Origin of the sequence: Micromonospora aurantiaca ATCC 27029 (assembly GCF_000145235.1) — a bacterium.
Lineage (GTDB): Bacteria > Actinomycetota > Actinomycetes > Mycobacteriales > Micromonosporaceae > Micromonospora > Micromonospora aurantiaca.
On the sequence record NC_014391.1, the window covers coordinates 4,268,027 to 4,286,673 of the forward strand.

Genomic DNA, 18,647 nt, shown 5'->3' on the forward strand with positions numbered 1-18,647 from the left:
GACGACCGGGGGCCGTTCCACCCGCCGCGCACGCGGGTCACGACGGCCGCCCGAAACCGGTACGAGGTGTCACCCCGACCGCCGCCCCGCCGCGGTACCGGCGGTCCGGCCTGTCGCGATGCAGTTCTCATCCCGACAACGAAAGGTCTCGGTGAGCACCCATGAACACATGGGATCCTCCCGGAAGTCCACACCTCGATCGGGCCGGGCCGGAGGTGCGCACGTCGCCACCCCCGGCCGTCCGCCGGTTCCGGCGGGTCACCGGAGCGGCGCTCGCCCTGGTGGTCGTCGGCGCGCTCACCCCGGTGGCCGCGAGCCCCGCACAGGCCGCTCAGACCATCGGCTATCCCACCTTCGGCGGCCCGGCGGTCCCGCAGCCGCCGGTCGGGTACACCACCGGCAACATGATGCAGTCGATCTACGACGCGGAGAAGGCGGGCACCGACTTCTGGATCGACCGGCTGCTGTCGCGCTCCGGCGGCGGCGATCCGTCCGACGCCGACGGCGGGATCCTGATGACCCGCGGGCGGGCCCTGTTCATGAAACAGCACAACCCGGCGGTGATCGGCTTCGGCGGCCGGGTGGCGTACTGGGAGAGCATCAGCGAGGCCGCCGCGTACTCGATCGCGCTGGGCCCGGGGACGTTCACCGAGCAGAGCAGCCAGCGCTGGCAGGCGCCCAGCCACTGGAGGAGCGTGTACGCCGGGGGCCCGGTGCAGGCCACAGTCACCAAGTTCATCACCGACAACAACGTCGCGGTCACCAACCTGTCGATCAGGAACAGCGGCGGCGCTCCTGTCACACTCACCCTGCGGGCCACCTCGCCGTACGCGTCGTCCGGCAGCGGCAACGAGCTGACCGGGTCGACCGGTGTGAAGAACGGCCTCACCACGCTCGCCACGAGGCTGGCCGGTGACGGCTTCACCGCGTCCGGCGGCGCGCTGACCCGGACGGTCACCGTCGCCGCCGGCGCCACGGTGCAGACCAAGGTGGTCATGGGGTTCACCGCCCGGGAGATCCCGCAGTCGTCGACCGACTACCTGAGCTACCGCGACGCCACCCCGGACGCCGCCTTCGCCACCCACGTCCGCGCCTACCACAGGTGGTGGGCCGAGAACGTCCCCTACATCGACGTGCCGGAACCGGCGATCAAGAAGAACATCTACTACCGCTGGTGGCTGATGCGCTTCAACCACCTCGACGCCGACATCCCCGGGCAGACCTTCCAGTTCCCGACGTCGGTGGAGGGCGCGCTGGGCTACAACAACGCCATCGCGTTGACCCAGCCGATGCACATCGACGACCTGAAGTACCTGCGCGACCCGAAGTACGCCTACGGCGACTGGCTCTCGGTCGGTCAGGTGTCCAAGGGCGGACGCTTCCTGGACAACCCCGGCGACCCGGAGAACTGGTCCAACAGCTACACCCAGTACATCGCCGAGGCGGCCTGGCGCAGCTACCAGCTCCACGGCGGCCAGCCCGGCATCGCGGCCAGCCTCGCCCGCTACGCCGAAGGCGACGTCAAGGGCCAGCTCGCCCACTACGACCGCGACGGCAGCGGCATCATCGAGTACGACTGGGGCGCGCTGACCGGCAACGACGCCGACGCCGTCTCGTTCCACTGGCGCCCCGGCAACCTGGACCGGGCCGAGGGCGCGTACCAGTACAGCGGCGCGCTGGCCGCCGCGCAGGCGTACGAGGCGGTCGGCAACTCGGCCAAGGCCGCCGAGATGCGGGCCCTGGCCGCCCGGATCCGCAACGCGATCGTCACGGTGCTCTGGAACCCGGCCGACAACCTGCTGGAACACCGGCACGTGGCGACGAACGCCCACGTGCCGTGGAAGGAGATCAACAACTACTACCCGTACGCGGTCGGCCTGATGCCCGCCACCGATCAGTACAAGCAGGCGCTGCGCCTCCTCGCCGACCCGGCGGAGTACCCGATCTTCCCGTTCTACACCGCCAACCAGCGGGACAAGGCCGCCGCGGCGGCCGCCGGCTCGCCCGGCAGCAACAACTTCTCCACCATCAACTCCACAGTGCAGTTCCGGCTGCTCTCCTCGGTCCTGCGCACCTACCCCAACCAGTGGGTCGGCCCGGAGGACTACAAGAAGCTGCTCTACTGGAACGTCTGGGCCCAGTACGTCAACGGCGACACCCGCTGGCCCGACGCCAACGAGTTCTGGGCCGACTGGAACCCGGGCGGCAAGCGCATCGACTACCGCTCCTGGATCCACCACAACATCCTCGGCAGCAGCAACTGGACGGTCGTCGAGGACGTGGCCGGTCTGCGGCCGCGCAACGACAACCGGGTCGAGTTGTCGCCGATCGCCATCGGCTGGCCGAACTTCACAGTCAACAACATCCGCTACCGCACCAGCGACCTGACGATCGTCTGGGACGACCCGGGCGACGGGGTGACCCGGTACCCGGGCGTCCCCGAGGGGTACTCGATCTACGTCAACGGGAACCGGGCCGTCACCGTCGACAAGCTCGTGCCGCTGGTCTTCGACCCGTCCAGCGGATCGGTCAGCTTCCCCGGCGCCACCGCCGGTGTCACCTTCAGCACGCCGGTGCCCGGCATGCGGGCCCCCAACCAGGTGGTCCACAGTGACGCCGGCACGGTGGACCTGCTCGCCAAGGCGGGGGTGGATCTGAGCGCGAACCTGCCCGACCTCGCCGACGGCGCGAGAGTGACGGCCTCGACCACCGCGAGCGGCACCAGCGCCGGCGCCGCGATCGACGGCTACCCGACGAACGAGCCGTTCTGGGGCGCCGGCGGGTCCGCCGCCCAGGACTGGTACGAGATCGACTTCGGTTCGCCGAAGACCGTCGACGAGCTGCGCCTGTACGTCAAGGACAGCCGCCCGGCCGGCGCCACCTACCGGCCGCCGGCGTCGTACCAGGTCCAGTACCACGACGGCAGCGCCTGGGTGAACGTCGGCGCACAGGTCGGCACGCCGGCGGCACCCCAGGGCAACTACAACAACGTCCGCTTCGCCGCGGTGGCCGCCCAGCGGATCCGGGTGGTGCTGACGCACGCCGGCGGCGCGCGGTCCGGCCTGACCGAGGTGCAGGCCTACCACCGCGGCGGGTCCACGCCACCGGCCTCCACCTCGTACGAGGCGGAGGCGAGCGGCAACACCCTGACCGGGCAGGCCGCGGTGCGCTCCTCGGCCGGCGCCTCCGGCGGCGCGCTCGTCGGCTACGTCGGCAACGGCACCGCGAACACGCTGCGGTTCACGAACGTCACGGCGAACGCCGCCGGACCGCGCACGGTCACCGTCTCCTACGCCTCGGCCGAGGCCAGGTCGACACAGATCAGCGTCAACGGAGGCGCCCCGGTCACTGTCGCCACCCGGGCACCGGCGGCTGGGACACCGTCGGCACGGTCAGCGTCACGCTCCCGCTCGACGCGGGCACGAACACCCTCACCTTCGGCAACACCGCGGGCTGGGCGCCGGACCTCGACCGCATCCAGGTCAGCTGAGCCGCGGCGGTGGTAGGCCCCGCCACCCACCGCCGCGCGTCCGCCCCGTCACCACACCGAAAGGACCTCCCCATGGACCTGTCCCGGCACCCCCGCCGGCGCACCGGTGGGGCCGCCGTCGCGATCCTGCTGCTGGCCGCGCTCCTGCCCCTGCTCCCCGGCAGCCCCGCCCAGGCCGTCAGCGCCTTCGGCACCACAGTCGTCAACCAGGCGAACGGGAACTGTGTCGAGGTGCCCGGCGGCGCCGCCACGAACGCGCTGCAGCTCGTCCAGGCCGGCTGCGGCGCGGGCGCCCGGCAGACCTTCACCGTCACGCCGGTGGCCGGCACGACCGACCGCTACACGATCACCACACTCACCCCCGGCAGCTGTCTCGACATCTACGGCGCGTCCACCGCCGACAACGCCGCCGTCATCCAGTACACCTGCCACGGCGGCACCAACCAGCAGTTCCGCCTGGTGGCCAACGGCGCCGCCGGCACCGTGAACCTGACCGCCGTCTCCAGCGGGAAGTGCGTCGCTCCGGTCAACGACGGCGGCGCGGCCGGCACCGCGCTGGTCCAGTTGCCCTGCACCAGCGCCGCCAGCCGGACGTGGCGGCTCACCGGCTACCCGGGCGGCGGGCCGAACCCCGGCCCCAACACGTACGCCAACCCGATCAAGGTGAACGGACCCGACCCGTGGTTGAAGTACCACGACGGCTACTACTACCTGGCGACCACGACCTGGAACAACACCGTCACGATGCGGCGGTCCCGGACGCTGGACGGGCTGGCCGGCGCGGCCGACACCGTGCTGTTCACCCTCACCCGCCCCAACGGCGCGGGCACCATGTGGGCCCCCGAGTTCCACCTGCTCGACGGCCCGAACGGCAGGCGCTGGTACCTGTACTACGTCGCCGGCCGCCAGCCGTTCGACCTGGGCAGCCAGCGCATCCACGTGCTGGAGAGCGCCGGCACCGACCCGACGGGGCCGTACACGTTCAAGGCCGACCTGCTGGATCCCACCGCCGACAACACCTGGGAGCTGGACCCCAGCATCATGCAGCTCAACGGCAAGCTGTACCTGCTGGGCACGTACTACAACGGCGCACAGCCCAACTTCATCCGCGAGCTGAGCAACCCGTGGACCGCCGCCGGCACGCGGCGCCTGCTGTCCACCCCCACCTACGGCTGGGAGACGTCCGGGGGCGCCGTGAACGAGGGCGCCGAGGTCCTGCAACGCAACGGCCGGACGTTCATCATCTTCTCGGCCAGCCACTGCAGCACACCGGACTACAAGCTCGGGATGCTGACCTGGAACGGCGGCGATCCGCTCAACTCCTCGTCGTGGGTCAAGTCCCCGCAGCCGGTCTTCCAGCGCAGCGACGCCAACCGCGTCTTCGGCCCCGGCCACAACGGCTTCTTCACGTCGCCGGACGGCACCGAGGACTGGATCGTCTACCACGCGAACAGCTCGGCATCCGGCGGCTGCGACATGAACCGCAGCACCCGGGCGCAGAAGTTCACCTGGAACGCCGACGGCACACCGAACTTCGGCACTCCGGTAGCCACCGGGGTGCGGCTCCCCGCCCCCTCCGGCGAGCCGGCCGGCTGACACCTCGCCCGAGTCGATGAGGACGCCGGAGGACACACCCGTGCCGAGGCACTCGATCATGCGCGACGTCGCGCGGCTGGCGGGGGTGTCGAACCAGACGGTCTCCCGGGTGCTCAACGCGCACCCGCACGTCCGGGACGACACCCGCCGCCGGGTGCTGGCGGCGGTGCGGGCGCTGGACTACCGCCGCAACCCGGCGGCCCGCGCGCTGGTCACCCGCCGCTCCGGGACGCTCGGCATCATCGCGTACGAGAGCGCCCTGTACGGCCCGACCTCCATGCTGTACGCGATCGAGGGCGCGGCCCGGTCCGCCGGCTACTTCCTGAGCGTGGCGGGACTGCGCGACCTGGACCGCCGGTCGGTGCTGGACGCGGTGGACTGGCTGCGCGCGCAGTCGGTCGAGGGCATCATCGCGATCGCCCCGAAGCCGGTCGTGGCCGCCGCGCTGGCCCAGGTGTCCGACGGCCTGGCGGTCGTCGGCGTGGGCGGCGGGCACGACGAGGCGGTGCCCAACGTCCAGATCGACAACGCCGCGGGCGCCCGGCTGGCCACCCGGCACCTGCTCGACCTCGGGCATGCCACGGTGCATCACGTGGCCGGCCCGGCCGACTGGCCGGAGGCGACCGAGCGGACCGACGGGTGGCGAGCCGGCCTGCACGCCACCGGCCGGCCGTCGCCGTACGCCGTGCCGGGTGCCTGGACCGCCCGGGCCGGCTACACGCAGGGCCGACGACTGGCCCGGGATCCGTCGGTGACGGCGGTCTTCTGCGCCAGCGACCAGATCGCCCTGGGGGTGCTCCGCGCTCTGCACGAGGCGGGCCGGCGGGTGCCGGACGAGGTCAGCGTGGTGGGCTTCGACGACATGCCCGACGCGGGCTACTTCCTGCCCCCGCTGACCACCGTGCGGCAGGACTTCGCCGAACTCGGCCGGCGCAGCCTTGACCTGCTGCTGGCCCAGCTCGACGCGGGCGGGGACCGATCGGCGCCCGGACGCGTGCTCCTGACGCCCGAACTCGTCGTGCGGGACAGCACGGCGGCGCCCCCGGCGGCGCGCTGAGTCAGCCGGCCGGCAGCCAGACCCGCATGGTGGACGGCCCCCGGTTGGCCCAGGAGTGGTACGCCACGAGCGGGACCTCGACCGGTTCCGTCACCGACTCGGCCGGCGGCGCGGCCGTACCACGGTAGGGCCAGTCGTGGTCGGGCCAGTCGAGCCGCCGGCAGCGCACCGACACCCGGTCGCCGGCGCTCCGGGGCGGCCGGGTCGTGTCGACGTGCAGCCCTTGCAGGTCCGCGCCCGGCGGCACGTCCACCGACTCGACCGCGAGCACCAGCGGCCCGCGTTCCACCGCCACGCATCCACGGACCGCGTCGATGCGGGGGTCCGGGTACGTGAACCGGGGCTGCACCGGCAGGCTCAGCACGACCTCGTCCCCGCTCCGCCACGTCCGGCGCTCGGTGACGTAGCCCGGATGCGCGGTGCGGGTCCGGCCGCCGACGGTCAGCGTCGCACCCCGCCCCGCCCAGTCCGGCACCCGCAACGACAGGGTCCAGGGCCGCTCGTCGTCGCTGTCGATCCGTACCCGGACCATGCCGTCGTCCGGATAGCCGGTGGTGACCGTCAGGTGCCGCCCGCCCCCGTCCGGGGTGCGGTGGGCGACGGTCGCCGGCACGTACTGGTGGATCTGGAGGCCCTCGTCGTCGGTGGTCGCCACGTACGCGCCGAGGCCGGCCAGGGTGCGCGCGACGTTCGTCGGGCAGCACGACACCTCGAACCAGGGCGCCCGCTGGGCCGCCTCGGCGCGGATGCTCGGCCGGTCGTCGTCAGGACGGGCGCCGAGTTCCCGGCGGTGCAGCGTGTTGGTGTAGAAGAACGCCCGGCCGTCGGCCGCCGGGGACGCCGCGACCACGTTGAACAGGGTCCGCTCGATGAGATCGGCACAGCCGGGGTCGCCGGAGGCGAGCAGCAGCCGCCAGGCCAGCATCACCGAGCCCACCGCCGCGCACGTCTCGGAGTAGGCGCGGTCGGGCGGCAGCACCCAGTCGGCGCCGAACGCCTCGTCCTGGTGCCGGGAACCCTGCCCGCCGGTGAGGTAGGTCCGCCGGGCCACAGCGGTACGCCACTGGTGGCGTACCGCCTTCATCAGCCCCGGGTCGTCCCGCTCGACGGCGACGTCGACCGCCCCGCAGGCCAGGTAGTTCGCGCGGACCGCGTGTCCCCGCAGCACCGTCGCCTCGCGTACCGGCGTCTCGTCCTGGAAGTACTCGCGTCCCCACTCCACGTCCCCCAGCCGGCCGTGGCCGCGCCGGTCGAGGAAGAGCGCCGCCTGGGCCAGGTAGCGGTCGTCGCCGGTCGTGCGGGCGAACTCGACGAGCGCGGTCTCGATCTCCGGGTGCCCGCACAGCCCGTCGAGCCCGTCCGGCCCGAACGTGTCGCAGATGTTGTCGGCGACCCGCCGGGCGACCGCCACCAGTCCGTCGTCGGCGTGCGGACGGGTCCGGGCCCGGGCGACGGCCGCCTGGAGCAGGTGGCTGGCGCAGTAGAGCTCGTGCCCGTGCCCGAGGTCGGACCAGCGCGGTGGTTGCCCCCGGTGCCCGAACCGCGTGTTGAGGTAGCCGTCGCCGTCCTGCGCCCGCGCCACCCGGCCGACGACGCGGCCGAAGACCGACTCCAGCCGCGGGTCGCCGCTGCGGCCGATCTCCCACGCCATCGCCTCGAGGTACTTGTAGACCTCCGAGTCGGAGAACTCGCGCCCCCGGCGCCCGCCGGCCGGCCCGCCGGAGGCGACCAGGTCGAAGTTGCGGATCCAGCCCTCCCGCTCCAGCCAGTGCCCGATGTGCCCCAGGCTCGCGTCCGCGTTGACGGACTGCCGGTCCGCCCAGAATCCGCCGGTGATGCGTACCTCACCGAGCCCGAGCGGCCGGAACCGGCCGCGCGTCGGCAGGACGGGTGCGGCGGCGGGCACGCTACGAGCCATGGTCATCCCTTCACCGCGCCGGACATGAAGCCGCGCACGTAGTGTCGTTGGAGCAGCAGGAACAGCACGACGCACGGCAGGGCGAGCACGACGACACCCGCTTCGGTCGCGCCGTAGTCGACGACGCCCTGGGTCTGGCCGCGAAGGTTGGCCACCGCGAGTGGCAGGGTCATCCGCTCGGAGTCGTTGATGAGGATCAGCGGCGCCATGAAGTCGTTCCACGAGGCGAGGAACGCGAACAGTCCGACGGTGATCAGGCCGGGCTTGACGGCCGGGAGGAGCACCCGGCGCAGCGCGCCGAACGACGAGCACCCGTCGACCATCGCCGCCTCGTCGAGTTCACGCGGCACCGCCTCGAAGGAGATACGCATCAGGAACGTGGAGAACGGGAGCTGGAACATGGTGAGCACCAGGGCGACGCCGACGAGCGAGTTCTGCAACCCGACCCGGTTGAGCAGGACGTAGAGCGGGATGAGCAGGGTCGCGTACGGCACCATCAGGATGGCGAGGGTGAGCAGGAACAGCGCGTTGCGCCCGGGGAAGCGGAACCGTGCGAACGCGTAGCCGCCCAGGAGGGAGACGGACAGGGTGAGCACGACCGTCAGGAGCGACACCAGCGCCGAGTTGGCGAGATAGCGCCCCACGCCCGCCTGGTATCCGGCCAGGGTCGCGTAGTTGCCGAACCCCCAGCCCTGCGTCTGGCCGGTCCCGGCTTGCGGGGACACCGACGCGACAGCCGTCCAGACCAGCGGGAAGAGGAAGATCAGCGCCATCCCTCCGGTGAACACCCAGTACGGCGTGCGCAGCGCCACGCCGGCGACGGTGAGACCGTCCGGCCTGCGCGCGGCGGCCGGCGCCGGGGCAGGACGCCGGGGCGTTCCGTCCACAGGGGTCCGGGCGGAACGGGAGTCGACGGCCATGGTTCAGCGCTCCTCGGGCCGGAAGGCGCGCAGTTGCAGCGCGTTGAGCAGGACCAGGGCCACCAGGACGACGACCGACAGCGCGGCGGCGACGCCGAGGTCGTTCTGGCCCTGGAACGCGATCATGTAGATCAGCTGCACGACGGTGACGGTGCTGTTGTCCGGGCCGCCCTTCGTGAGGATGTAGAACTGTTCGAACGCGAGCAGGGAACCGGTCACGCAGAGCACCGTCGTCAGCGCCAGCGTCGGGCGCAGCAGCGGCAGGGTCACCCGCCGGAACGTCTGCCAACGGCTCGCGCCGTCCGCGCGCGCGGCCTCGAAGACGTCCGCCGGGATGCTCTGGAGGCCGACGAGCATGAGCACCATGTAGAAGCCGGCGTAGCGCCAGACGACGAGGAAGACGGTCGACAGGAGCGCCGCGTTCGGTGAGCCGAGGAACGTGACGTCCAGCCGGCGCATCACCGGCGCGAACGGGCTGGCGTACGGCGAGTAGATCACGTAGAACAGCAGGGACGCCGAGGCCAGCCCGAGGGCGCCGGGGACGAGGAACGACGCGCGCAGCAGGTTGTTCCACCGGCTCGACTCCTGTACGAGCAGTGCCAGCCCCAGCCCGAGCGCGATCAGCAGCACCGTCGCGAGCAGTGTGTACTTGACGGTGAAGACGACCGAGTCGCTGAAGAAGCGGTGGCTCACCGCCCGGGTGACGTTGTCGGGCGCGTTCAGTCCCTGGTCGCCGGCCAGCAACGGCCACCTCGACGCCGCCATCTTGAGCACCAGCAGCAGGGGAACGGCGAACAGCGCTGCGACGAAGGCCGCTGTGGGTGCGGCGAACAGCCAGCCGAGCAGCGCCTGCCGGCGTCCGGAACGGAAGCGGCGGCGGGTCGTCGCGCGGCGCGGATCCGGTGGTGCGGTGACCTCCATGGCAGTTCCTCGCTCCCCCGCCGCGGCCTACTGCTTCAGGACGGCGGTGATCTGGTCGTTCTGCTTCTGGATGTCGCCGCCGCCCTGGAGGACCTGGCCGCGGACCAGGGCGAGCCAGGGGCTGCCCGGGGCGTTGAAGGCCTGCTGGAAGTTCAGGGCGACCGGGGTGTCGCCCTTGCCGGCCACCTCGTTGACGGTGACCAGGCGGGGATCCCGCGCGGCGTACCTGTTGTCCGCCAGGTCGGAGCGCGACACCACGTCCTTGTTCTTCGCCAGCACCTCCACCTGGGCCTGCTCCGACATCAACCAGTTGAGGAAGTTCCAGGCCTGCCCGGACTTCCGGGAGTCCTTCGACACGCCGATGCCGTCGCCTCCGACGAATGTCGACGCACCGCCGTCGGGGCCGGGGATGCCGGCCACCCCGACGTCGAACGGCGTCGAGGAGAGCAGCGTCGCCGGATAGAACATCAGGCCCACCTTGCCCTCGGTGAAGGCCGCGGTCCAGGTCGGACCGGTCTCCCCCGCCGAGGACGGCAGGACCGCGCCGGAGCGCCACAGGTCCGCCCAGGTGCGGTAGACCTTCTCCGCGGTGTCTCCGGCGAGTTCGGAGGTGGTGCCGTCCGGGCCGAGCACCTCGCCGCCCGCCGCCCAGATCGACGGGAACCAGGTGAAGGCCAGGCAGCCGCCGCAGTTGAGGCCGGTGGCGGTGCCGTAGACACCGTCCCTCCCGATGGCCTGGACGGCCTTGGCGGCCGTGGCGTACTCGGCGAGGGTCGCCGGCGCCCGGTCCGGGTCGAGCCCGGCCTCCCGGAACAGCTTCTTGTTCCAGAACAGCATCGACAGGTCGAGCACGAACGGCAGCACGTGCTTCCGGCCGTCACGCGTACCGGCGGCGAGGTGGCCCTTGTTGACCGAGTCCTTGAAGTCGAGGCCGTCGATGTTGGCGCCGAGGTCCTGGAACAGTCCCTGGCTCACCCAGTTCGGCACGTACACGATGTCCGCGGCGAACAGGTCCGGCAGGCTGCCGGAGCCGGCCGCCGCGCCCACCTTCGCGACGTAGTCGTCGTTGGGGACGACGGCCAGCGCGACCTTGTTCCGGTGGCTGGCGTTGTACGCCTCGACCAGCAGCTTCGCCTGCTTCTCGAGCGGCGCCCGGGTCCACAGCGTCAGCTTGCTGCCGTCGTCGAGCCCGTTCGGGCCGGCCTGGGCCAGTGCCCCGTCGTCGCCGCCGTCGTCGTCGCACGCCGCCGCGCCGAGAACCAGCACGGCCGCCGTGAGCCCGGCCAGCCACCGCCGTCCGCGTCGGCTCGGTGTGATCGTCATGTCGGCCTCCCGTTCTCTGAGGGAGCCGGAGCCGGCTCCACGGCTGAAGCGGTAAGCGGTTGCCGATGCCGGCCCTCGGGCTCAGCCCGGCGAGGTGGGCCGAGAATTCTCCGAAAACCTTTTCGGAGAATTCTCGGCGTCCACTTAGGCAGGTGTCAATACCTCGATCCGGAGGGTGGCGTGTGGCGCCCCGCCGCACCGGCACCCCCGGCCGGCCACCGGGTCAGCTCACCGCGCCCGGCGCCGCCGGCGTCACGGCCCCGGTCAGGCTCCGGGGGCCGGCGCGGGTCGCGGCGACGGGCCGGGCGTTGCGGCCGGGTCACCGTGGGCGGCGAGCGACGCGGCCTACGCCGGCCAGGGCGGTCACCGCGTACCACGCACGGATCCCGTACGCGCACAGCGCGCCGACCACGAGGGGTCCGGCGATCCACAGCGCCGCACCCGCCCAGCCGATGCCGACCGAGCCACCGACGGTCGCAACGGTCACGAGCACGCCGGGCATCGCCACGAAGCCGCCGGTCAGGTAGCGCCACCACCGTGCACCGGCGCCTCGCCGCATCGCCCACGGCACGAGCGCCGCCGCGCCGGCGAACCGTGCCGTGCTGCGGGACCGGCCCCGCAGCACGAGCGGCGCGGCCACGAGGAGCGCCGGCAGCAGCGTGAGCAACGCGATGCCGGGGCCGAACCGCCGGACGACGCCCTGTTCGCCGGAGTCCGCGCCGAGCGGGTCCACCGGCACCGCGGACGGCAGCAGGAAGCTCACGCACACGGCGATCAGCACACCGGCGGCCACCGCGACCACTGACAGCGTCCGGGCGGCCCGCTCCGCGCCGTCCCGGACCGGCAGGCCCAGTTCCTCCCGCGCCTGGCCCGCCACCGCGCTCGGTGCGCCGAGACCGGCGAGGATCTCGGCGGTGTCGCGTCCGCTGTCCAGCGCGTCGGCGATGTGCGCGCAAGACATGTGGCGCGAGGGGTCCGCGGCACGCCGCGCTCGGCGTACCGCGGACCGGCGTCGCGGGGGTCGGTCAGAGCGTCTTGTACGAGCCGAAGGTGCCGCGCGTCGTCCAGCCCCGGAACAGGCCGAGCCCGTACCCGTGCCCGCTGCAGTCGGCGGACTGGTAGCCGATGACGTTCTGGAAGCCGCCGCTCCAGCCGAGCAGCCAGTCGGCGTCGGCCGGGAACGGGCGGCACAGGTCGTCCGGCGCGGCCTGCCGGGCGACCACGGCGAGCGGATCGCTGGAGTAGAAGACCAGGCCCGTGTCGGGGTTCGGGATCGTGGCCGGCTCGGCGGCGGCGGGCGCGGCGAACAGCGGGACGGTCAGGGCCGCGGCGGCGAGACCGGCGGCGATTCGCATGGTGGACGTGCGCATTCTGTCCTCCAGGGACGGTGGGCGGCCAAGAGGGGGCGGCGGTTTCCCACCCCGTCAGGAGCGATGCGCATCGATGCCAACGGTGCCGCAGGAAGGTTGAGTTGTCAACCAAATCGGTGTCAGGCATCGACCAACGTGTATTGACACATTTTGTTACGGCGGTGATAGTAACTGCAAAAGCTCCCGCCGGTCCCTCCGCGGGGACGCATCGCGGCGGCGCCACACCGACGTGGCCGACCCACCGCCACCACCACCATCCAGGGAGCGCCGTCACGACGTGTCCCCTGGAGGGCGCATGAGAAGACGATCGAAGATCTACGCGGGGCTGGCGGCCGCCCTCGTCCCGCTCGCCTCCGTGGTCGTGGCGCTCGGCGCGACACCCGCGGGTGCCGCGATCGGCGGCTCGGGGCCCTACCCCGCCGACTACGAGACCTCGTCGAGCCTGCCCAACCACACCATCTTCCGGCCCCAGACGCTCCCGTCCGAGCGCCTTCCCGTCCTGGTCTGGGGCAACGGCGGCTGCTCGGCCAACGGCCTGTCGCAGGGCAACTTCCTGCGCGAGATCGCCTCCCACGGCTTCCTCGCCATCGCCAACGGCGCACCGAACGGCTCCGGCTCCACGAACGCCCAGATGCTCACCCAGTCCATCGACTGGGCCGTGGCGGAGAATTCCCGGCCGGGCAGCAGGTACTACAACCGGATCGACACCACGAAGATCGCCGTGGCCGGGTTCTCCTGCGGTGGCCTGGAGGCGTACGCGGTCTCGAACGACCCGCGCGTCACCACCACCGGCATCTTCAGCAGCGGCCTGCTCAACGACGCCGACGACTACCAGCTGCGGCGACTGACCAAGCCGATCGCGTACTTCGTCGGCGGGCCGAGCGACATCGCGTACCCGAACGCGATGGACGACTGGGGCAAGCTGCCGGCCGGGCTGCCCGCCTTCATGGGCAACCTGAACGTCGGGCACGGCGGCACGTACGACCAGCCCAACGGCGGCGAGTTCGGCCGGGTCGCGGTGCTCTACCTCAAGTGGCGCCTGAAGGGCGACGTCGGCGCCGGCGCGAACTTCGTCGGCCCGGACTGCGGTCTGTGCCGCAGCCAGTGGAGCGTCCAGCAGAAGAACCTGACGCTGGACGGCCCGCCGCCCACCACTCCCCCGCCCACGACCCCGCCACCCACCACGCCCCCGCCCACCACGCCCCCGCCGGGTGGGGCCTCCTGCACCGCCGTCTACGCCGTCCAGGACCAGTGGAACGGTGGCTTCGTCGCCAACGTGACCGTGACCGCCGGGAGCAACGCGCTGACCGGCTGGCGCGTGACGCTCACCCTGCCGGGCGGCGCCGCGATCAGCTCGTTGTGGAACGGCGTGCCCAGCGGCACCAGCGGCACCGTCACCGTGGCCAACCAGAGCTACAACGGACGGCTGGGCGCGGGCCAGAGCACCACCTTCGGATTCCAGGGCACCGGGACCGGCGGCGGCGCCACCGCCACCTGCGCCGGTAGCTGAACCACCTCGGCGGGGCCGGCGCCGGACCCCGGCCCCGCCCGAGGTGAGTATCGTCTCGCCGGGACGCCCGGCCGCCCGCCGGTCCGTCGTGGACGGTTCGGGCCCGCCCTCGGGAAGACTGCCTGCTAGCGCTACCGGCGGCAGCCGGAGATGAACGCGACGTACACCGGAAAGCCCTGCGCCGTAAGCCTTTCCGCCATCCACACGAAGTTGACATGGTAGATGGTTGGGCTAGGGTTCCGCCGAACGGTTGTCACCGAGGCAGGTATCCGGTCACCACGAGGACGGCATGACGGCACAGTGCAGTGGCTTCGACATCCGCTTGCTGGGCAATCTCCGGATCACGTACGCCGGGCGGGAACTGCCACTGCGCTCGGCTCAGCGCCGGGCCGTCTTCAGCGCGCTGGCGCTCACCCCGGAGCGGGGCCTGTCCCGGGACGAGCTGATCACCGCCGTCTGGGGTGACCACCCGCCGGCCAGCGCGACCGGCAACCTCTACACGTACGTCTCCGCCCTGCGCCGGATGCTCGAACCGGACCGTGACAGGTGGTCCTCCGGCCGGGTGCTCACCTCCGAGGGCGGCAGCTACCGGCTGCACCTCGACGCCGACGCCGTCGACGTGCACCGCTTCGAGCGGTTGCGCGAACGCAGCCGCGCGCCCCGCGCCACCGGGGACACCGCCGGCGAACTGGCCGCCCTGGACGCCGCGCTCGCGCAGTGGCGGGGCGACGAGGCGCTCGTCGGCGTACCGGGACCACGGGCCGCCGGCCACCGGATCCGGCTGGGCGAGCTGTACCTGACGACAGTGGAACGGCAGGCCGAGCTGATGCTGGGCCTCGGACGCGGCGCCGAGGTCGTCGACCGCCTGCTCGCGCTCGTCGACCGCCACCCGGCCCGGGAGAGCCTGTACGCGGTGGCGATGCGCGCGCTCGCCGCGCAGGGCCGTACCGCCGAGGCGCTCGCGCTCTACGCCACGCTGCGGGACCGGCTGGTCGAGGAGTCGGGCACCGAACCCGCCGCCGCCGTCCGGCAGATCCACGAACAACTGTCGGCCGGCACCGCGACCCCGGCACGCGGCCCCGGCCCGGTCCCGCGGCGGCACCCCGGCTTCCGGGGCCGTTCCGCCGCGCTGGCCCGGCTGCGGTCGGCGGTCACCGGCCTGGCCGGCGGACGCGGCGGCAGCGTCTGGATCAGCGGCGAGGCGGGCATCGGCAAGTCGGCGCTGCTGGCCGAGGGACTGAGCGGCGCGGCCCCGCTCGGCGTCCAGGTCGGCTGGGCCGTCGGCGACGAGCTGGCGTACCGGATGCCGTTGAGCATCGTGCTGGAGTGCCTCTCCCTGGGCAACGACGCGGACGGCCTGCCCGCCTCGCTGCACGCCTGCACGGCCGGGGCACCGCCGACCATGACCGTGATCGACACGGTGCAGCGGTTCGTGGTGGCGCGGTGCGCCGAACGGCCGCTGCTGCTGGTCCTGGACGACCTCCAGTGGGCCGACGACATGTCGCTGCTGGTCTGGCACGCGCTGCACAAGCTCACCACGCGGCTGCCGCTGCTGCTCGTCTCGGCCGCCCGCCCGGTTCCGGCCGGATACGAGGTGCGGCTCCTGCGCCGGGTGCTGCCCCGCGACGGCACCACGCTCGTCGAACTCGGTCCGCTCGACGACGACACCGCGACCGCGCTCGTACGCGACTGGTCCCGTCCGCCCGGCCCGGAACCCGGCACCACCCGCTCGTTCGTCGCGGCGGCCGCCGGGAACCCGTACTACCTTCGTCATCTCGTCCTCGCCGACCGCGACGGCCGGACCGCCGACACGCCCGGACCCGAGCTGACCGACGCGGTCTCCCGGCACCTGCAACCGCTCGCCGACGACACCCGCCAGTTGCTGCGGGCGATCGCGTTCCTCGGCAACAACTACCTGGTCTCCGACCTGGCCGCGGTCACCGGCAAGTCGGCGCCGGAACTCGTGCCCGCGGTGGAGGAGGCGCTGGCCGCCGGGGTCCTCGTCGAGGACGGGCGTCGCCTGCGGTTCCGGCATCCGGTCCTGCGCCGGGTCCTGCGCGGCGCGATCCCGACCGCGCTGCGGGTGCTGATGCACAGGCAGTTCGCCCAGCGGCTCGCCGAAGCAGGTGGCGACCTCGGCCGGGTCGCGGGCCAGTTGCTGGCCGGACCGGTGCCGGTCGACGCCTGGGTGCAGGACTGGCTGACCACGCACGCCGCGCAACTGGGCGCCGTCGCCCCCGCGCCCGCGATCGCGGTGCTGCGGCACGCCGTCGCCTCGCCCGGCCTCTCCGCGCCGTCCCGCGAGCTACTCACCGCGGAACTGGCCCGGGTGCTGCACCGCTGCGGGCTGCCCGCGGGCGCCGAGGCGAGCTGGGTGTCGGCGCACACCGGGGACGCCGCGACGCGCGCCGAGATGAGCCGGATCGCCGGCCCGGGCGGGCCGTCCCCGAGCGTCGGACCGGCGGTCGTCGGGCACCGGTGAGGAGACTGCGCGTCACCGTTCTGGGGCCGGTACGCGCCTGGAACGGCGAGGTCGAGATCGACCTCGGACCGGCCCGGCGGCGGGCCCTGTTCGCGATGCTGGCCGCGAACGCCAACCGCCCGGTCACCCGCGCCGAGCTGATCCGGGCGCTGTGGGGCGAGTCGGCGCCGAGCGCCGCGGCGGGCAACATCTACACCTACGTCTCCGGCCTGCGGCGCAGCCTGGGCCCGGCCGGGGGGATGCTGCGCTCCGGCCGCGCCGGGTACACGTTGCGCCTCGACCCGGGCGCGCTGGACGCCGACCGGTTCGAGGCGCTGTGCGAGGCCGCAGTGGCACCGGCCGCGGCCGGGCGGCCCGCACCGGCCGTCGCACTGCTCGACGAGGCGCTCGCGCTGTGGCAGGGCGAGCCGTACGCGAACGTCACCGGACTCTTCGCCGACCTCGACCGGCACCGCCTGACCGAGATGCGGATCGCCGCGGCGGAGCGGCGGGCCCGGCTGGTCCTGACCGGCGGCGGCGACGACGCGCTCATCGCCGACCTGACCGCCCTGGTCCGCGACCACCCGCTGCACGAGCCGTTCCACGAGCTGCTGATGTGTGCGCTGCACCGGGCCGGCCGGGGCACCGAGGCGCTCGACGTCTTCCACGCGGCGCGCCGGGTGCTGGTGGACGAACTCGGGGTCGAGCCCGGCCCGGCGCTGCGCGAGTTGCAGAGCCGGATCCTCGCCGAGCCGGCGGCGGCCCCTCCGGCCGTACCGGTGACGCCGGTAGCGGAGGTGCCGGCAGCGGTGGCCGCGCCGCCCGTACCGCAGCGGGGCCGGCTGGTCGGACGCGACGCCGAACTGGCGCTGCTGCGCGACCTGCTGGACGCGGTGGGCGAGGGCCGCAGCGCGATCGTGTGGATCGAGGGTGAGCCGGGCATCGGCAAGTCCGCGCTGCTCGACGCGGCGCTGCACGAGGCGCGTGCGCGGGGCCACCGGGTCGCGCGCGGCAGCGCCGAGGAACTCAGCAGCCGCATCCCCCTGCACGTGATGCGCCGGGCGCTGCGCCTGGAGGACGCGCCGCACGACGACCCGGCGACGGCTGTCGACCGGGTGCTCGACCACGTCCGCCGGCTGACCGCCGAGGGCCCGCTGGTCCTGGCCGTCGACCATCTCCAGTGGGCCGACGAGGTGAGCCTGCTCGCCTGGGAGCGGCTGGCCGCGCTGACCCGGTGGCTGCCGCTGCTGCTCGTCGCGACCGCCCGGCCCGAGCCCGGCCGCCGCGACCTGGCCCGGCTGCGGCGCGGCGTGAGCACCCGCGCCGGGCACCTGATCCGGCTCACTCCCCTGCCCCCGTCGGACATCGAGCAGATCTTCAGCCGGACCGTTGGCGTGCCGCCCGGCGCCACGCTGCGGTCGCTGGCGCCGCTGGCCGCCGGCAACCCGCTGTACGCCCGGGAACTGGTCACCGGCCTCGTGGCGGAGGACGGCGTACGGGTGGTCGACGGGCTCGCCGAGGTCGACGCGCGGGCCGACGACATGCCGCGCTCGCTTCTGGACACCGTGCGGGCCAGCCTCGACCACCTCTCCCCCGGCGCCCGGGAGGCGCTGCGCTACGCCGCCCTGCTCGGCGACGAGTTCGCCGTCACGGAGGTCGCGGCGGTCACCGGGCGGACCCCGTTCGACCTGATGGCCGACCTGGAGGAGGCGGTCGCCGCCGACGTCCTCGTGGACGCGGGCAGCGAGCTGGCGTTCCGGCAACCGGTGCTGCGGCGGGCCCTCGCCGGCAGCATCCCCGCCGCGCTACGGCCGACGCTGCACCGGCACGCGGCGCAGGCGCTCGCGGACAACGGCGGCCCCGTCGCCCGGGTCGCCGACCACCTGCTCGCCGGGCCGCCCGAGGTGGACGAGTGGCTGGTGGGCTGGCTGGTCGCGCACGGCGCCGAGCTGTCCCGGCAGGCCCCGGAGGCAGCCCGCGAGCTGGTACGCCGCGCCCTGGCGAGCCACCGGCTGCCGCCTGCGCAACGGGCGACGCTCGCCGCCCTCCTCGACGGTCTCGACCGGTAGCGCCTCGGCGCT

The 18,647-nt window shown here is 73.2% G+C and carries 12 protein-coding genes; 6 read left to right on the plus strand and 6 right to left on the minus strand.

Going from position 1 to position 18,647, the window contains the following annotated elements; translation table 11 throughout:
* The first annotated feature begins 161 nt into the window (after positions 1–161).
* From MICAU_RS18980 to MICAU_RS18990, 3 genes are read left to right on the plus strand one after another with little or no spacing between them, the layout of a single operon-like run.
* On the plus strand, positions 162–3,506 hold the full coding sequence (locus tag MICAU_RS18980) for an MGH1-like glycoside hydrolase domain-containing protein (RefSeq protein WP_013286964.1): 3,345 nt from the start codon (positions 162–164) through the stop codon (positions 3,504–3,506).
* Positions 3,507–3,562: 56 nt separating this feature from the next.
* On the plus strand, positions 3,563–5,086 hold the full coding sequence (locus tag MICAU_RS18985; RefSeq protein ID WP_013286965.1) for a family 43 glycosylhydrolase: 1,524 nt from the start codon (positions 3,563–3,565) through the stop codon (positions 5,084–5,086).
* 16 nt (positions 5,087–5,102) lie between these two features.
* A complete protein-coding gene (locus tag MICAU_RS18990; protein WP_013286966.1) occupies positions 5,103–6,143 on the plus strand; it encodes a LacI family DNA-binding transcriptional regulator in 1,041 nt (346 codons plus the stop codon).
* Position 6,144: 1 nt separating this feature from the next.
* Here the strand turns inward: MICAU_RS18990 and MICAU_RS18995 are convergent, their stop codons facing one another.
* From MICAU_RS18995 to MICAU_RS19020, 6 genes are all read right to left on the minus strand, one after another.
* The gene (locus MICAU_RS18995; protein ID WP_244879625.1) at positions 6,145–8,067 is read right to left on the minus strand and encodes a glycoside hydrolase family 127 protein; all 1,923 of its coding nucleotides are present in this window, start codon (positions 8,065–8,067) and stop codon (positions 6,145–6,147) included.
* A complete protein-coding gene (locus tag MICAU_RS19000) occupies positions 8,064–8,981 on the minus strand; it encodes a carbohydrate ABC transporter permease (protein WP_013286968.1) in 918 nt (305 codons plus the stop codon). The genes MICAU_RS18995 and MICAU_RS19000 overlap by 4 nt, the downstream gene beginning before the upstream one ends.
* Positions 8,982–8,984: 3 nt before the next feature.
* Entirely contained in the window at positions 8,985–9,902 is a 918-nt protein-coding gene (locus MICAU_RS19005) for a carbohydrate ABC transporter permease (RefSeq protein ID WP_013286969.1), read from the minus strand.
* A gap of 27 nt (positions 9,903–9,929) precedes the next feature.
* Complete coding sequence (locus MICAU_RS19010) at positions 9,930–11,225, minus strand: ABC transporter substrate-binding protein (RefSeq protein ID WP_013286970.1); 1,296 nt, start codon at positions 11,223–11,225, stop codon at positions 9,930–9,932.
* Positions 11,226–11,544: 319 nt separating this feature from the next.
* On the minus strand, positions 11,545–12,186 hold the full coding sequence (locus MICAU_RS19015; protein WP_013286971.1) for a DUF1700 domain-containing protein: 642 nt from the start codon (positions 12,184–12,186) through the stop codon (positions 11,545–11,547).
* A 64-nt stretch (positions 12,187–12,250) separates the two neighbouring features.
* Positions 12,251–12,595, minus strand: a complete 345-nt coding sequence (locus tag MICAU_RS19020) for a hypothetical protein (RefSeq protein WP_013286972.1) — start codon at positions 12,593–12,595, stop codon at positions 12,251–12,253.
* Positions 12,596–12,890: 295 nt separating this feature from the next.
* Between MICAU_RS19020 and MICAU_RS19025 the strand changes: the two genes are divergently transcribed.
* The 3 genes from MICAU_RS19025 (at position 12,891) to MICAU_RS19035 (ending at position 18,635) form a co-directional block, all read left to right on the plus strand.
* Positions 12,891–14,105 carry a cellulose binding domain-containing protein gene (locus MICAU_RS19025; RefSeq protein ID WP_013286973.1) on the plus strand — a complete coding sequence of 405 codons (1,215 nt, stop codon included), beginning with the start codon at positions 12,891–12,893 and terminating at the stop codon, positions 14,103–14,105.
* Between the two features lie 289 nt (positions 14,106–14,394).
* Positions 14,395–16,587: an ATP-binding protein gene (locus MICAU_RS19030; protein ID WP_013286974.1), complete on the plus strand. Its 2,193-nt coding sequence runs from the start codon at positions 14,395–14,397 to the stop codon at positions 16,585–16,587.
* Complete coding sequence (locus MICAU_RS19035) at positions 16,584–18,635, plus strand: ATP-binding protein (protein ID WP_013286975.1); 2,052 nt, start codon at positions 16,584–16,586, stop codon at positions 18,633–18,635. Before MICAU_RS19030 ends, MICAU_RS19035 begins: the two co-directional genes overlap by 4 nt.
* The last annotated feature ends 12 nt before the right edge of the window (positions 18,636–18,647 follow it).

Coding starts and splice junctions, on each gene's coding strand:
- MICAU_RS18980 (WP_013286964.1), top strand. CDS start 162: ATGAACACATGGGATCCTCCCGGAAGTCCACACCTCGATCGGGCCGGG.
- MICAU_RS18985 (WP_013286965.1), top strand. CDS start 3,563: ATGGACCTGTCCCGGCACCCCCGCCGGCGCACCGGTGGGGCCGCCGTC.
- MICAU_RS18990 (WP_013286966.1), top strand. CDS start 5,103: ATGAGGACGCCGGAGGACACACCCGTGCCGAGGCACTCGATCATGCGC.
- MICAU_RS18995 (WP_244879625.1), bottom strand. CDS start 8,067: ATGACCATGGCTCGTAGCGTGCCCGCCGCCGCACCCGTCCTGCCGACG.
- MICAU_RS19000 (WP_013286968.1), bottom strand. CDS start 8,981: ATGGCCGTCGACTCCCGTTCCGCCCGGACCCCTGTGGACGGAACGCCC.
- MICAU_RS19005 (WP_013286969.1), bottom strand. CDS start 9,902: ATGGAGGTCACCGCACCACCGGATCCGCGCCGCGCGACGACCCGCCGC.
- MICAU_RS19010 (WP_013286970.1), bottom strand. CDS start 11,225: ATGACGATCACACCGAGCCGACGCGGACGGCGGTGGCTGGCCGGGCTC.
- MICAU_RS19015 (WP_013286971.1), bottom strand. CDS start 12,186: ATGTCTTGCGCGCACATCGCCGACGCGCTGGACAGCGGACGCGACACC.
- MICAU_RS19020 (WP_013286972.1), bottom strand. CDS start 12,595: ATGCGCACGTCCACCATGCGAATCGCCGCCGGTCTCGCCGCCGCGGCC.
- MICAU_RS19025 (WP_013286973.1), top strand. CDS start 12,891: ATGAGAAGACGATCGAAGATCTACGCGGGGCTGGCGGCCGCCCTCGTC.
- MICAU_RS19030 (WP_013286974.1), top strand. CDS start 14,395: ATGACGGCACAGTGCAGTGGCTTCGACATCCGCTTGCTGGGCAATCTC.